Origin of the sequence: Corallococcus sp. CA041A (assembly GCF_003612075.1) — a bacterium.
In the GTDB taxonomy this organism is placed as follows: domain Bacteria; phylum Myxococcota; class Myxococcia; order Myxococcales; family Myxococcaceae; genus Corallococcus; species Corallococcus exiguus.
In genome coordinates this window covers 1-14,297 of record NZ_RAWF01000070.1, presented here as the reverse complement: position 1 = coordinate 14,297, position 14,297 = coordinate 1, and the positions used below count along the sequence as shown (strand labels likewise).

General features: G+C 69.9%; 10 protein-coding genes and 1 pseudogene. 8 read left to right on the top strand and 3 right to left on the bottom strand.

Annotation, left to right across the window (positions count from 1 at the left end):
* The first annotated feature begins 366 nt into the window (after positions 1 to 366).
* The 4 genes from D7V77_RS14880 (at position 367) to D7V77_RS14865 (ending at position 4,855) form a co-directional block, all read left to right on the top strand.
* Positions 367 to 1,869, top strand: coding sequence for a hypothetical protein (locus D7V77_RS14880; RefSeq protein WP_233596993.1), 1,503 nt, complete (start codon positions 367 to 369; stop codon positions 1,867 to 1,869).
* Positions 1,866 to 3,056 (top strand): hypothetical protein, encoded by a 1,191-nt coding sequence (locus D7V77_RS14875; RefSeq protein ID WP_120576947.1) that lies wholly within the window; start codon positions 1,866 to 1,868, stop codon positions 3,054 to 3,056. The genes D7V77_RS14880 and D7V77_RS14875 overlap by 4 nt, the downstream gene beginning before the upstream one ends.
* A gap of 129 nt (positions 3,057 to 3,185) precedes the next feature.
* Entirely contained in the window at positions 3,186 to 4,103 is a 918-nt protein-coding gene (locus D7V77_RS14870) for a DUF6310 domain-containing protein (RefSeq protein WP_120576969.1), read from the top strand.
* On the top strand, positions 4,100 to 4,855 hold the full coding sequence (locus D7V77_RS14865) for a DUF5953 family protein (RefSeq protein ID WP_120576946.1): 756 nt from the start codon (positions 4,100 to 4,102) through the stop codon (positions 4,853 to 4,855). Before D7V77_RS14870 ends, D7V77_RS14865 begins: the two co-directional genes overlap by 4 nt.
* A 136-nt stretch (positions 4,856 to 4,991) precedes the next feature.
* Here the strand turns inward: D7V77_RS14865 and D7V77_RS14860 are convergent.
* Positions 4,992 to 5,192, bottom strand: a pseudogene (locus tag D7V77_RS14860) (IS3 family transposase); the annotation flags it as partial.
* A 109-nt stretch (positions 5,193 to 5,301) separates the two neighbouring features.
* Between D7V77_RS14860 and D7V77_RS14855 the strand changes: the two are divergent.
* The 4 genes from D7V77_RS14855 to D7V77_RS14840 all read left to right on the top strand — a co-directional run bounded on the left by D7V77_RS14855 (position 5,302) and on the right by D7V77_RS14840 (position 11,144).
* Positions 5,302 to 7,638 carry a DUF1588 domain-containing protein gene (locus tag D7V77_RS14855; RefSeq protein ID WP_120576945.1) on the top strand — a complete coding sequence of 779 codons (2,337 nt, stop codon included), beginning with the start codon at positions 5,302 to 5,304 and terminating at the stop codon, positions 7,636 to 7,638.
* A gap of 5 nt (positions 7,639 to 7,643) precedes the next feature.
* Entirely contained in the window at positions 7,644 to 9,041 is a 1,398-nt protein-coding gene (locus tag D7V77_RS14850; RefSeq protein WP_120576944.1) for a DUF1552 domain-containing protein, read from the top strand.
* Positions 9,042 to 9,201: 160 nt separating this feature from the next.
* Entirely contained in the window at positions 9,202 to 9,666 is a 465-nt protein-coding gene (locus tag D7V77_RS14845; RefSeq protein ID WP_120576943.1) for a hypothetical protein, read from the top strand.
* Between the two features lie 29 nt (positions 9,667 to 9,695).
* On the top strand, positions 9,696 to 11,144 hold the full coding sequence (locus tag D7V77_RS14840) for a carotenoid oxygenase family protein (protein ID WP_120576942.1): 1,449 nt from the start codon (positions 9,696 to 9,698) through the stop codon (positions 11,142 to 11,144).
* A 90-nt stretch (positions 11,145 to 11,234) separates the two neighbouring features.
* Here the strand turns inward: D7V77_RS14840 and cydC are convergent, their stop codons facing one another.
* Complete coding sequence (gene cydC, locus D7V77_RS14835) at positions 11,235 to 12,881, bottom strand: thiol reductant ABC exporter subunit CydC (protein WP_120576941.1); 1,647 nt, start codon at positions 12,879 to 12,881, stop codon at positions 11,235 to 11,237.
* Positions 12,878 to 14,297: thiol reductant ABC exporter subunit CydD (gene cydD, locus D7V77_RS14830; RefSeq protein ID WP_120576940.1), on the bottom strand; the 1,420-nt coding region annotated here is incomplete at its 5' end. The genes cydC and cydD, both read right to left, overlap by 4 nt.

Genomic DNA, 14,297 nt, shown 5'->3' with positions numbered 1-14,297 from the left:
GGGGCTTTCGGTGGTGAAGCCCGCTTCAGGCCAGACGCCCTTTTGAACGAGGGCATGAAACCGGCTCATCACCCCAGGTGCTACAGAATCGCGCACACCGCTCGTGCTGCTCGGACGGAGCGGTGCTCGAGGTCAGCCGGTCCTTTGGAATCAGCGCGAGTAGACCGAGCCTCGCGGAGCCTGGACTTGCCGGAGCCGGCTCCCCGCGTGTGTCAGTCCGCGGACGTCTGCCGCGTCATGGTACGGTGAGGGGCGCCGCTCGCGGGACTGTGATGCGATTTCCGAACCGGGCCTTTGGAGCTTGACTAGCTAATCGTGTCCGCCCTCCCCGAGCGGCGCTCCCGCCTCAGGAAGGGTGAACCTTCGATGGACATCGTGGGAGCACGTGCCGAGCAGGTCGCCCGTGAGGACCTGGTCATGTTCGTCAACGCGTGCTTCTCGTGCACCGGGCAGCGCGAGTTCTACAACGACGGGCGCGGGCAGGCGGTGTCCATCGAGTTCCTGCACGCCTACATCCTCGGCAACTACCGCCGCCTCTACACGCGCACCCTGGCCGCGGGCATCAACCACTTCAACCAGGCGCAGATCATCCTCAACCTGCTGGCGAGCGGGAAGCAGACCCCGTCCGCGGACCGGCACGAGGAGGGCGCGCTCATCGCGGCGGCGCTCCGGGCCCTGCCGCCCCAGCGGGCCTACCGGGTGCTGGACGTGCTGCGCGAGCGGCGCATCAACAACCGCCGCTCCCGCGCCATCGTGCGCGAGTTCCTGAAGGGGCGCGCGGACCTGCACTTCGACGCGGTGAAGTACCGCTCCAAGCTGCGCGCCGCCGTGGCGCACACCCACCTCAAGCTGCCCGGAGAGCTCAACCCCTTTCTCTTCCACGGCTGGCGAAAGCGCGTGTTCCAGGCTCCCCTGCTGGAGACGTTCCGCAAGGCCCACTACGACGCATCCGCCCTCTTCGAGCTGCCCTACACCGTCGCCGAGGGGCTCGCCGCGAAGCACCAGCTCCCCCGGGACGTCTTCCTGCGGAAGATCGAGCCGCGCCTCACCGCCGCCGAGAGGCTGCGCTTGCAGGGCTCGGCCACGCGCGCCCAAGGGGCCATCGCCCTCGACCTGGGGCGCACACCGCTCACCCGGCTGGCGCTCTACGTGCTCTCCCTCCCCCTGGAGGTGCGACGGGAGCGGCTGGCGGAGCTGCACACGGCGCTCGAGCAGGCGGCGGTGAACAGCCTGCGCCGGGCCTCGGTGCCCCTGGGCCGGGTGGCGGCCGTGCTGGACAACAGCCACTCCGCCTCGGGCTCGAGCGAGAAGCGCCGCCGGCCGCTCGGGGTGGCGCTCGCGGCGCACTACCTGCTGGCCGCCACGGCGCGCGAATACCGCGCTTTCTGGATGCATCCTCCCGAGCACCCCCTGCTCTCGCGCGCCCGGGGGCAGACGGACCTCGCCACCCCACTGCTGGACGCGCTGGACTGGATGCCCGAGCTGGTGGTCGTCGTGTCGGATGGCTACGACAATGATCCCCCCAACGCCGTGGCCGAGGTCACCCGCCTGTTTCGCACGAAGCTGGACCCCGCCCGCCGCACCACCATCATCCACGCCAACCCGGTGTTCGCCTCGGAGCTCTACGCGCCCCGGGGGATCGGGACGCACGTGCCCACCGTGGGCGTGCGGGACGCGGAGGACCTGCCCACGGTGCTCGGCTTCGCGCGCTTCGCCGAGGGGGCCTCTCCCCTGGCGGAACTCGAGGACTACCTGGCGGCGCGCGTGCGGCGGATGCTCGAGCACTCGCCCCGAGGCCACGCCGGAACCGAGCCCCCGAAGTCCCGCTCCGAGCTCCCGGAAGAGTCGCTCGACGAGGAGGTGGCATGAAGGAGGGAGACAAGAGCGCGGTGCGGCGGCTACCGCTCACGGGGCTGCGGCTCGCGCCCTCGCAGGTCTGGGGGAGCATCCGCTTGGTGCCCGTGCTGCGCGATGACATCCCCGGAGACCTGCGCATCACCCGCAGGAGCTACGACGAGGACGTGAGCGTCGTGTCGCTCCAGGGCGGGTTGATGGAGCCCGGGCTCCATTACGTGTCCTACGTCCCCCATGGCCTGGTGGTGGACTGGGACGACAAGGGCGCGGCGGTGACCTCCGAGACCCGGCTGCGCAAGCCGGAGGCCAAGGAGGGCAAGAGCCTCAAGCGCGGGCCCTTCTCCTCGACGCGGGTGCTGCACCGCATGGTGCACCGCGAGGACAAGAACCGGCTGCGGCTGTTGCCCATGCACCTGACGATGGAGGGCTTTCTCGCGCTGTATTTCGGCGGGCCGCAGGTGGCATGGAGCGAGTACTCCCAGGAGGCGCTCTCCCAGGGGCTCAATCCCCGGAGCGAGTGGAGCTCCTCGGGTTGGGCCAGCGCGGCCTTCGCGGAGGCGCTGCGCATCTTCGAGCTGCACGAGCGCCAGGTGGGCGTGCTCATCTTCCAGGCGGACGCGCTGCTCTCCTGCGCCATCGTCTCGCACCCCGAGGACTACCGCGCCCTGCACCGGGCCCTGCTCGAGGACTTCTACGGGGATCTGCTCGTGCAGTACGGCTTCCTGGGAGACGTGCCCGTGCTGGGGACAGGCGTGGAGGACGCGAGCGTGAACTCGATGAAGGACCTGAGGGCCGCCATCGAGCGCATGCGCGCGGACTGGGCGGACTTCATGGGCTTCATGGCCGAGGGCATCATCGGCGCCGAGGTGCTCACCTCCCCCCTCTACGAGGCGGGTCCTTTCCATCTCCAGCGCTTCATCACGGGCTTGTCGCCCTCGGAGGAGAACCACATGGGCGAGGCCATCCTGCGCGGCGACGGCACGGTCGAGTACCTCAAGACCTACCGGCTCTCGGCGGCGCAGACGCGCCGGGCCTATCTGCTCAAGCAGCTCGCGCAAGGGGGCTGGAGCCTGGAGCGCACCGCCGAGCATCTCAAGACGACCCGGGACGAGCTCATCGTCCGGCTGCGCAACGCGGGCTTCGGCTACCTGCTCAAGGAGCACGTCCTCAAAGCGGCCGAGGCCCGGCACGCGCGACGCTGAGCGCTACGCCGGGGCTGAACGCGGGCCGGGCGGCCTCCGGCTCGTTTAGCTCTCGGGGTTCGTCGGTCACGAAATAACGCGCTATTGAAGCAACGAAATGACCGCTGGCTCGACTGAACGGACGTGACCATGCGACTCCGCGCCTGCGCCGCACTCCTGCTCTTCCTCTCAGCTTGCGCCACGTCGGCACCGCGTCACAAAGAGCACGCACCCCGGAACCCGAGGATCGCCAACCTCCAGCGAGCAGCGACCCTGCCGTGGACAGACGGTGGGAGGTGCGTGGTCCGCGAGGCGTCCCAACCTTGGCCGGTTCTGGTGGAGCGGTGCTATCAAACCCTTGACCATGACCGGCTCGAGTTCCACGACACCACGGGAAGATGCACGGTCGCCTCCGCTGACGCCGCTGCCGTGGGAATCGGGTTCTGCGTACTGGCGGCTCCTGAGATTGCCGTGGGAGCCGTGATCGTACTTGGCGTGGTGGTGGTCGGCGTCGCCATCAACGAAGCGCTGGATGCATATGAACTCCGCCACGCCTACCCCGGGGAAGCAGGGACCTCGCGAGGAACGAAGGTGGCTTCCCGGGAAGCGGAAGCCCCACGCAAGGCCAAGCTGAAGCCCGAGCCAGCGGGGCAGGACCGGCAGCCCCCAGTGCCGCCCGTGCCCGTGGACCGGACGGGACGCGCCAGTTGCGATCCTGTTCCAGTGCCCCACGCTGGCGAGGATGACCCGCATAATGAATGTGCCGACAAGTTCCCACCCAACCGTTATCCCGGAATGGATGTGCTTGTTGGCGGTGTGCGCTTCGATGCGTTGCAAGTCGGCGTGCGCAAGCTGTGGGAGATCAAGACCCATCAATTCGACACGTACACTGACTTTCTCCGACGTCAGGTGATCGGCGAACAGGCGACCAAGATGCGGGAAGAGCAAGACATTGCAGAGTCTTGTGGATATGGCTTCGTCGTTGGCGTGAGCAGCACCGCACACAAAACAGCGCTGGAGCGCGCGGCGCCCGAACTGGAAATCGTTGTCACGGGGTGCAAGCGATGACCACCCAAAGCACCCTCGACGTCATTGTCTACGCGCCCGCTCTCAACATTAAAGACGGTCGCACACTCGCTGTCGTCCACGGGATGGAACGTACGATCCCCGGAATGCGCCTGGAGTGGAGAGTTGCCGACGACGGACGCCTCATCTCACTGCCGCAGCGCGACGCGTGGCTCACCGAAGGAACGAAAGATGGGAGCTTTCCGCTGGTGTGCAACGGTGACGAGAGCTACCCCGTCACGATTTATGGATTGCAAACTCCCGCGCGCCGGGCACCGGGCCGGCAGCCGTTACTCGACGTCCATGCAGAGCTACCACTGGACGAGGCCGTCATCGCAGCCGCAGCGGATGTTCTCGTAGGCGTGGCAGAGGGGGCCCGCGCGTTTTGGGGGCATGCGACGCCGTCTAGCTCGGGTGTCGAGATCGCACGGCAAACACGAGATCCGGTCCACAAGCCAGGGATTCCGCCCCGAGGGCTGCCAGCACTCAAGCTGCCTGAGAAGATCCGCGCGCCAGAGATCCCGCATCGCCTCGGTTGGCTGAACTACTGGTCGGCCGCTGCCGCGAAGATCATCGGGTTTCCGGACCCGACCCGCGACGCCGACCGTCTCTCACGAGCACGTCGCACGGAGTCGGGCGGGTGGGTCGTGCAGCTCACCGACGCGCCCCTCGACCTGGACAACCTCGCCCACCTGGACGCGCTCCAGCGAGCCTATGAACGGTTCCCGGAGATCGGCGGACGGGCAGCGCCTTGATCCGACTCGGGGGCCCGTCAGGCCACGAGGGTCTTTCCTTGAGTCCTGGGATGCGTCCTCAAATCTACCGTGCGGTAGGGGCCTTCGTTCTTCTTGCGCTGTGGATGGGCGTGACCGGGTTCCGTAGACAGGTTGGTTACGCTGCCAGCCTACTCGTTGTGGCCACTCGCTCGAACTCGACGTGGCTGAGGTAGCCCAGGGCGGAGTGGCGCCGCTTCCGATTGTAGCATACCTCGATGTATTCGAAGAGTGCGCCCCGGGCCTGCTCGCGCGTCTTGAAGCGGGTGTCGTAGACGAGCTCTATCTTCAGCGTGGAGAAGAAGCTCTCCGCCACCGCAACGCCGCATTCAGGCAGCCTCCTGATCAGGATGGGCGCCAGTCCCGGCTGAGCCCGTTTGGCGGAACCCGCTTGCTAGTTCACCCGCCGTCCGTGCCAGACTGGCCGGATGAACCGCGTCCTCCTGCTGGCCGGACTGTTGAGCCTCGTTGCGTGCAAGGGCAACATCGGGCCAAACACCAACGACGGAGGCCCCAACAACCCAGGGGATCCCGATGGGCCCGGGGATGCCGGGGCGAACGTGGACGCCGCGTGCGTGGTGCAGTCGGTGCTCACCCATCGCTGCGCCAGCTGTCACGGCGCGCTGCCGACCCAGGGGGCGACGATGCCGCTGCGCACCCTGCACGACATGCGGGTGAGCTCGGCGATGGATGGGAAGCTCAGCAACGCCCAGCGCGCGCTCATCCGCATGCGCGACGACGCGTCTCCGATGCCGCCAGCCCCGCATGAGCGCGCGAGCTCGGCCGAGCGCACCGCGCTCGAGACCTGGATCAAGGAGGGGATGCCCCTCTGCAGTGGCACGGACGGGCCGCCCGTGACCGTCGTGCCCGAGCCCAACCTGCTCGAACAGTCCACGCTCTTCACCTGCACCGACGGCGTGCGCTCGGATGCGCCGACGCGCATCCGCCGCATGAACCGGCGCGAGTTCACCCGCAACGTCGGTGGTTCGGTCGAGCGCAGCTGGACCGGGTTCAGCTTCTACGACAACCCGCTCGATCCCAGCGCCATCGAGCAGTACAGCTCCTGGGCCACGGACGAGACGCTGGACGAGGCCACGGTGGAGCTCTTCCTGCCGGTGGTCGGCGCGGCCGCCTCGCCGTGGACGATGAACTACCCGGACGGCAACCGGATGGAGCGTGTCTTCACCAACAGCCGCTTCAGCTGCATGTTCAACGACGCGAACCCGAGCGACACCTGCAAGCGCTTCCACCTCGGCCAGATGCTCGAGTTCGGCGTCTTCTTCCGCCCGCCCACCGAGGATGAGCTCACCCGCATCACCGCCTTCGCGACCTCGGTCATCGCGCAGGAACCGAGCTACTCCCCGCAGACCCGCGCGGACTCCATCTCGCGGATCTCCAACGCCGCATGGATGATGACCGGCGCCATGTTCCGCCGCGAGATGGGCGGCGATCCGGCCGACGGCCGCGTGGAACTGACCAGCCTCGAGCTGGGCTCGCAGCTGGCCTACGCGCTGGCAGGGCGCGCGCCCTCGGCCACGCCGAGCTTCGTGTGGCCGTACTACTCCGCGCCCCTCGAGGGGCATCTGGCGGACGTGGCCATTGCCGCGAAGGATGGCTCGCTCACGCAGGATGCGACGACCACCGCCCTGCTCAAGAAGCACCTGGGCGGCGTCGACGCCAACCAGAACGGGACACCGCGCTTCGATCTGGTGCAGGACTACAACGAGGAGCAGCGCTCCAAGCGCGGGCAGTACTGGCTGGGTGACGGCGTCGCGGGCTTCTTCCGCGAGTGGCTCGGCTACGGGCACGTGTCCGCGGTGTTCAAGGAGTCCCCGGCGGCGACCTCGCGCTTCGAGCTCGAGGGGCTCGGCTACATCAGCTCGGTCTCGTACGACAACCTGCTCACCAACTTCCATCCGCTGGAGCCGACCTTCATCCAGCAGTTCGACGATCTGATCGCGCGGGTGGTGGTCGAGGATCAGAACGTGCTGGCGAACCTGCTCACCACGCGCACCTTCTACGTGCCGTCCATGCAGAACGCGGCATACGACTCGCATAAGGGCCTCTCGCACCCCTACAACGTCAGCGAGATCCTCCCGGCGACCGTCGCGGGCCGCTGGAAGACGCTGCCTGCCACGGAGCGCGCGGGGGTGCTGACCCACCCGGTGTGGCTGGCCGCGCACGGCGGCAACTTCGAGGACGATCCCTCCATCGTCCACCGCGGCAAGTGGGTGCGCGAGAACCTCCTGTGCGGCTTCGTCCCGCCGCTCAGCAGCGTGCAGGTGGCAGCCCAGGTCGGCGCGCACGCCGCCGACAAGAACGCGCGCCGCCGCCTGCAGGAGGCGACCGCCGGATCGCAGTGTCAGGGCTGTCACCGTCTGATGGAACCGCTCGGCCTGCCCTTCGAGATCTACAACCACGCGGGCTTCCTGCGCGCGCGGGATCACTCGCCCAGCGGAGGCTGGACCCCGCCGGACGGAAGCTCGACGCTCACGTCGATGCCGGACCCCGCGCTGGACGGTCCGGTGCGCGACGCGGTGGAGTTGAGCGAGCGCCTGGCGACCTCGCGGCACGTGAAACGCTGCTTCGTGCGACAGGCCTTCCGCTACTTCATGGGACGCCCGGAGAACGTGAGCGACGCCTGCACGCTGACGCAGATGGAGCAGGCGTATGATCAGAACAACGGCTCGTTCTCCAAGATGCTGACCACGCTGATGACAAGCGACACCTGGAAGACGCGGCGCGTGCCGCAGGCTGGAGAGTGACTGCCATGTTCTCGCGACGAACCGTCCTGAAGGGCATGGCCGCCGGCCTCTTCGCGCCCTACTTCCACGACGTCTACGCCCAGTCGTCGGCGTTGCCGGCGCGCGTGGTGCTGGTCCTCGAGTGCAATGGCGTCTACCCCCGCGCGCTCCTGAGCACGGGCACCCGCGCGGCGCTGGGGGGACGCGCCAACACCTCCGACCGCCTCTTCTGGGACGCGTACAAGGACACGCCGCTGGTGCGTGAGGGCGACAATCTCGCCAGCGCGATCAGCCTCGGGCCGCTGGCGGGGTCTTCCGGCAACCTCGACCTGGTGAACCGCTCCGCCGTGCTGCTGGGGCTCTCGAACCTCATCGCGGGCGGCGGGCACTCCAGCGGGACGGGCGGGCTGAGCTGCGCGGTGAACGGCGCGGGCGCGACCTTCGACGCGGTGATCGCACCTCGCCTGCGCCGGGGTGCACCGTTCGACGTGCTGCGCCTGGGCACCAGCTCCGCGCGCGTGTCGATCGTGTACGAAACCTGCGCGCTCGGCCCCCGCAAGCCCGCGGGCATCATCGTCAACCCGTCGCTCGCGTTCGACAGCACCTTCGGCTCGCTGCTCGGCGGCTCGACGAATGGGCGCGATCGCAAGATGCTCTTCGACTTCGCGCTGGCCGACTCGCGCAAGGCGCTGGCGGAGTTCAAGGGCAACTCCAACGAGCGGCTGAAACTGGAGCGCTACCTCTCCTCGCTCGAGTCGCTGCGCACGCGGGAGGATCAGCTCGCGGGCATGGCGGACCGCGTGCGGCCCTACCTGCCGCTGGCGCCGAAGGACAACCCGCTCCTCACCGGCGCGGGCTCACCGCCCGACTCGCTGAAGTGGTTCGAGGCGCAGTTCCAGATCGCCACGGCGGCCCTCCTGGGGGGGCTGACGAACACGGTCGTGCTGGCGACGGGCACCTCGGGCTTCGACGTGGCCTACGGCCCGGACGTGAGCGACGTCCCGCGACACAGCTTGCAGCACGGCCTGGATGCGGGGCAGAACTGGGAGCGCGTCGCCGAGGTCACCCGCCGCCACGTGCAGCTGGTAGCGAACCTGGCGAGGACGCTGGCCGCCACGCCCGAGGTCGGCGCGAGCGGCTCGATGCTGGATCACACGGCGATCGTCTTCATGTCCGACAACGGCGAGCAGCACCACTCCACCTCGCGTGAGTGGCCGAAGCTCGTGGTGGGCGGCAACGCGCTGGGCCTGAAGACCGACGGGCGCACGGTCGTGTACCCGAAGTACGACGCGGCCCGGAACCGGCAGGTCTCCAACCTCTTCAACACGCTCGGCCACGCGTTCGGAGACGCGGACTTCAACACCTTCGGGCAGGAGGGCAGCACCCGCATCGCGCCAGGACCGCTGACCGAGCTGTATGGCTGAGCCGCGAGAGCGGGCCGCGGAAATCTGTCCATGTGAACGAGACAGTCAGGCACTGTGTCAAGAGAGGGGTTCGCGCACCCCCGGTGCGGGATGCGTGCCGCCTGTGCTTTCCTCTACGCCGCCGTCACCGCCTCAAGCCTGACCGCCGGAGTCCGTCCACATGATGCTGTTCGCCCCGAAGGTGTTCCCCAAGCTATCCACGCTGAGCCACGCGGGCCGGTCCATGTACGTGTGGGTCTTCTACACGTTCCCACTGGCCTTCACGCTGCTGCTGGTGCCGGGCCTGTTCCTCCAGGTGATGGGCATCTCGCCCGGGGCGGCGGATGGGAACCTGTTCTTCATGCGCATGGCGGGCGGACTGCTGGTGTCCATGTCGTTCATGTCCCACCAGGCCGCCGTCCTGAACATGCGCCAGTTCTTCATCTGGGCGGTGATGGGGCGCACCTTCATCACGCTGGTGCTGATCGTCTGCACGGTGCTGGGCCTGTGCGAGCCCATCATCATGTTCTTCGGATGCATCGACTTCAGCGGGGGCATGTGGACGCTGGTGGGGATTCGCCGTGACGAGGCCGAGGAGCAGGCCCGGGCGCTCGGACCGCAGGTCATCGCCCAGCCCTCGCCCTGACCCTTCGCCCTGCTCTTCCAGGACCCGCCATGACCACCGCGCTCCCTCCGCCGGCCGCTGCTCCCCTTCCAGCCTGGAAACGGGCCTTCCGCAACATCTCCCGTCAGCATGACTTCCAGCCCCTGCGGGTGGAAGGACGGATTCCCGAAGGGCTGCGCGGGACGCTGTTCCGCGCGGGCGCGTGGACGTTCGACGTGCACGGGCTGCCGGTCCAGCACTGGTTCGACGGCGACGGCGGCGTGATGGGCGTGCGCTTCGGGCCAGACGGTGTCCAGGGCGCGGCGAAGCTCCTGGACACGCGCACCATGGTCACGGAGCGCAAGGCGGGTCGGCACCTCTACGGCAGCTACGCCATGCCCACGCCGCTGCGCAACAAGCTGCTCAACCCCCAGAAGAACAACGCGAACACGGCGGTGATGCCGTGGAACGGCCGGCTGTACGCGCTGCACGAGCCGAACCTCCCCGTGGAGCTGTCCCCGGACGACCTGTCCAGCCTGGGCGAGACGAACCTCGACGGCGTGGTGATGAAGTCGTTCTCCGCGCACCCGCGCCGCGTCCACTCGCGCAAGACCCTCTACAATTTCGGCCAGCACCACGGCCGGGTGAACACGCTGGAGCTGTACGCCCTGCCGGACGGCGCCGGAGCGCGGCACCTGGGGTCCGTGCCGCTGCCCGGCGCGACCATGGTCCATGACTACATGGCCACGGACCGCTACCTCGTCTTCTTCCTGCCGGCCATGCGCATCGACGTGCTGAAGATGCTGCTGCGCATCGGCGCATTCTCGGACAACGTCTCCTTCCGGCCAGGGGCGGCGGCGGAGGTGGTGGTGGTGCCCATCGACGACGTGGCGCACCCCATCCGCATCCCCGCCGACTCCTTCTTCAACTGGCACTTCTGCAACGCGTACGAGGAATGCGACACGCTGGTGGTGGACTACGTGCGCTACCCCGACTTCGCCTCCAACCAGTGGCTGGGAGAGCTGGTGCGCGCCACCCCGTCCATCGAGGCCGACGGCATGCTCCACCGCGCGATCATCGACCTGAAGGCCCGCACGTTCCGCAGCGAGCAACTGATGGAGCTGAGCTGCGAGTTCCCCCGCGTGGCCCCCAGCGTGGAGTGCCGGCCGTACCAGGCGGCCTACATGGGCGCGCACTCCACCCGCGCGGCCCGGCGCGGCATGTACGACGCGATGGTGCGCGTGGACGTCACCACCGGCCGCGTGACACGCGCCGAGCTGGGCGAGGGCCAGTACCCCTCCGAGGGCGTCTTCGTGCCCCGCCCCGGCTCGAAGGCCGAGGACGATGGCTGGGTCCTCACCCAGGTCTACGACACGAAGACGGACACCACCCACGTGGCCGTGCTGGACGCCGAGCGGCTGGACGCGGGGCCCGTGGCGCGCTGTCACTTCGAACACGGCCTGCCGCCCACGTTCCACGGCGAGTTCCTGCCCCCCAGGAATGGCGCGGCCCACGGTTAGGGGCCGCGGCGGGCCGGCGGCCGCGCGCGAACACGGCAATCCCTCACTGCACGTCGTTGGCCGGACGGTTACACCGAACACGCGCGGGCGTCAGGCTGGCGCGAGTGCGTGGACGCTGTCCAGCGCGCGCGCCACGTCCGCGTCATGCGTGACGACCACCAGGCCGCGCCCGTGCGCCTTCATCCCGTCGAGGTCTCGCATCACACGGGCCGCGGTGCGCGGATCGAGATGCTCGGTGGGCTCATCGAGCAGGAGCCAGGGGGCCTCCGAGAGCCAGGCGCGCGCGAGGAGGACACGCCGCCTCTCGCCTCCCGAGATGGCCTCGCCTCCGCGGCCCAGGGGCGTGTCGAGCCCCCGCGGCTGCCGCGCGTACCATTCCCCCAGGCCCGCCTTGCGCAGCGCCGCGATGGCCTCGTCGTCGGTGAGCGTCGCGCGCACGGCCCGGAGGTTCTCTCGCAGGGTGGTGTCGAAGAGGTGCGCATCCTCGGTCGAGCAGTGCAGCAGCTCCACTCGACGCTGCTCGCTCACGTCCTCGAGCGGGACCCCGCCGAGCATCACCTTCCCCTCCTTCGGAGGGAGGTGCCCCGCGAGGCTGAGCAGCAGCGTCGTCTTCCCGCTCCCGCTGGGCCCGGTGAGGGCGAGCGACCTGCCCCGCAGCACGGTGAGGTCGATGCCCGAGACGGCGGCGCTCCGGCCCGGCCAGCCGCACGCGAGCCCCTCCGCGCGCAGGTGGCCCCCCAGCACGGGAGATGGAAGCGCGGCGGCCGGAGTCTCCGCCTCGGGCGTCTCGAGGAACGGAAGCAGCCGCAGGGCCGCCTCGGTCGAGCGCAGCAACTGGGTCAGCGCCGCGGGCATGGACTGGAGGGCCTCGAACGCCCCGAGCGGCACGAGCACGACGACACAGAGCTCCACCTGGGAGAGCGCTCCGCGTTCGAGCGCCGCGAAGCCGAGGACGAGCGCCGCCCCTACGCTCGCGCTCCACGCGCCATGCAGCAGGAAGGTCGCGGCGGCGGTCCAGCGAGCGGCCCGCGCGCAGAGGCGCTCCAGACGAAGGTCATCCTCGCGCAGGACTCCAAGCAAGACCGGCGCTCGCCCCGAAACCCTCCACTCCGCCGCGCCTTCGAGCAGCTCCAGGGCGGTGGACAGCTGATGCGACCGGGTGGCCGACGACGCCTTCTCCGCGAGGGCCAGCGCGCGCGCATTCATCCAGGGCGCCACGCCCCCCGCGACGGCCAGGCTCACGGTCAGGGCCCCTGCCGCCGCCGGGAGGAAGAAGGCGAGCAGCGCGACGCTGCCCACGCCGACACCGGCCGCGATGGCCATGGGCACGAGCGAGCGGATGACCGCCTCGCCCACCGCGTCCACGTCACCGCCGAGCCTCGCGACGAGGTCTCCGCGCTTGAGGCCGAGGACCCGGGGAAGCGGCCCCCGCGCGAGCGCGTCCACCAGCCTGGCCCTCAGCCGCGCCACGCCCCCCAGGGCCAGTTCGTGCGCGACGAGCCGGTGGGCGTAGCGGAGGCCCGCGCGAGAAAGCCCCAGGGCCCGCACGCCGACGATGGCGAGCGTGAGGTCGAGTACCGGCGGCATCTCGGCGGCGCGCGCGATCAGCCACGCGGACAACGCGCCCAGCGCCGTCGAGGCGAAGAGCGCGGCCGTCCCGAGCGCGACCGCGAAGCCCACCGTGCGGGGACGCAGCCCGAGTTCCGGCAGCACCTGGCGCAAGGGATGGTGGCTCATGCGGCCTCCGCGAGGGTGTCCAGGGATGCCGCGTGCGAGTGGAGCGTGAGGACGTCGTCCGCGATGGCCAGCGTCCGCGCGCGGTGGCTGACCAGGAGGAGGGTCGTCCCCTGCCGGGCGCGCTGCTTCAGCGCTTCGAGGACGCGCTGCTCGGAGGCCTCATCCAGATGCGCCGTGGGCTCGTCGAGCAGCAGCAGCCGCTCGTCGCCCGCGAGGATCCGGGTGAGCGCCAGCCGCTGCCGCTGCCCCAGCGAGAGGCCCTGCCCGTCCCGCCCCAAGCGCGTGTCCCAGCCTTCGGGCAGCCGCGCGGCGACGGCATCGAAGCCGGTGGCCTCCGCGGCGGCCGACAGGGCGGAGGCCGGAATCACGCGCCCCCGACAGACGCTCTCGCGCACCGTGCCAGGCTCCAGGTGGAGCCGCTGAGGCAGCCACGCGAGCTGGGCCCAGTACGTCGTCAGGTCGAGCGACCCGAGCGCGAGCGCCGCCGCGCCTTCGGGCCGCAGGAAGACGCCACCGCACGTGGGCGGCAGGAGCCCGAGCACCACCGCCAGGGCCGTGCTCTTGCCCGCGCCGCTCTCCCCTCGCAACCCGAGGATGCGTCCCTGCCCCAACGGCAGCACGAACGAGAGCCCCTCCGGTGCGCGGCGCCCGACGTCGCGCGTGGCGACCGAGACGTCCCGCAGCTCCAGCGTCCCGGAGGTGAGCGGTGGCGCGGCGAGCGTGCCGTGTGCGGGCTGGGGGACTTCGAGCCGCGCGATGGCCTGCGCCGCCGCCTCGGCTCCCTCCGCGGACGCGTGGAAGAGCGCGCCCACCTGGCGCAGCGGCGCATAGACCTCTGGCGCGATCAGCAGCACGAAGAGGCCCGTCTCCAGCGGCATCGCCCCTTCGAGCAGCCGCAGGCCAATCCCCACCGCCACGCTGGCGATGGAGAGCGTGGCGATCAGCTCGAGCACGAAGCTGGAGAGGAAGGCCCGCCGCAGCGCCTGGAGCGTGGTGCGCGCGTGCGCCTCACTCAGCCGCAGGACCTGGGCCGCGGCGCCGCGCTGCCGGCCGAGTGCCCGGAGCGTGGCGAGCCCGGTGATGAGGTCCAGCACCCGCGCGCTCAGCTGCTGCATGCTCGTGAGCTGCCGCGCCGTGGCCTCGCGCGTGAAGCGGCCCACCAGGACCATGAAGAGCGGGATGAGCGGCAGCGAGCCCGCCATCAAGGCCGCGGAGACCGGATCCGCGCGCCACACGCAGACGAGCAGGGCCGGTGTCGCGAGCGCCGTGAGCAGCAGCTGCGGTACGTAGCCTTCGAGATAGGGCTGGAGCGCGTCCAGCCCACGGGTCGCGAGCTCCACCTGCGCCACCCCGCCCGCCGAAGCGCGCCCCCCCTCCGAGCCGGACGCCAGCCGCGTGAGCAGTCCTTCCCGCAGC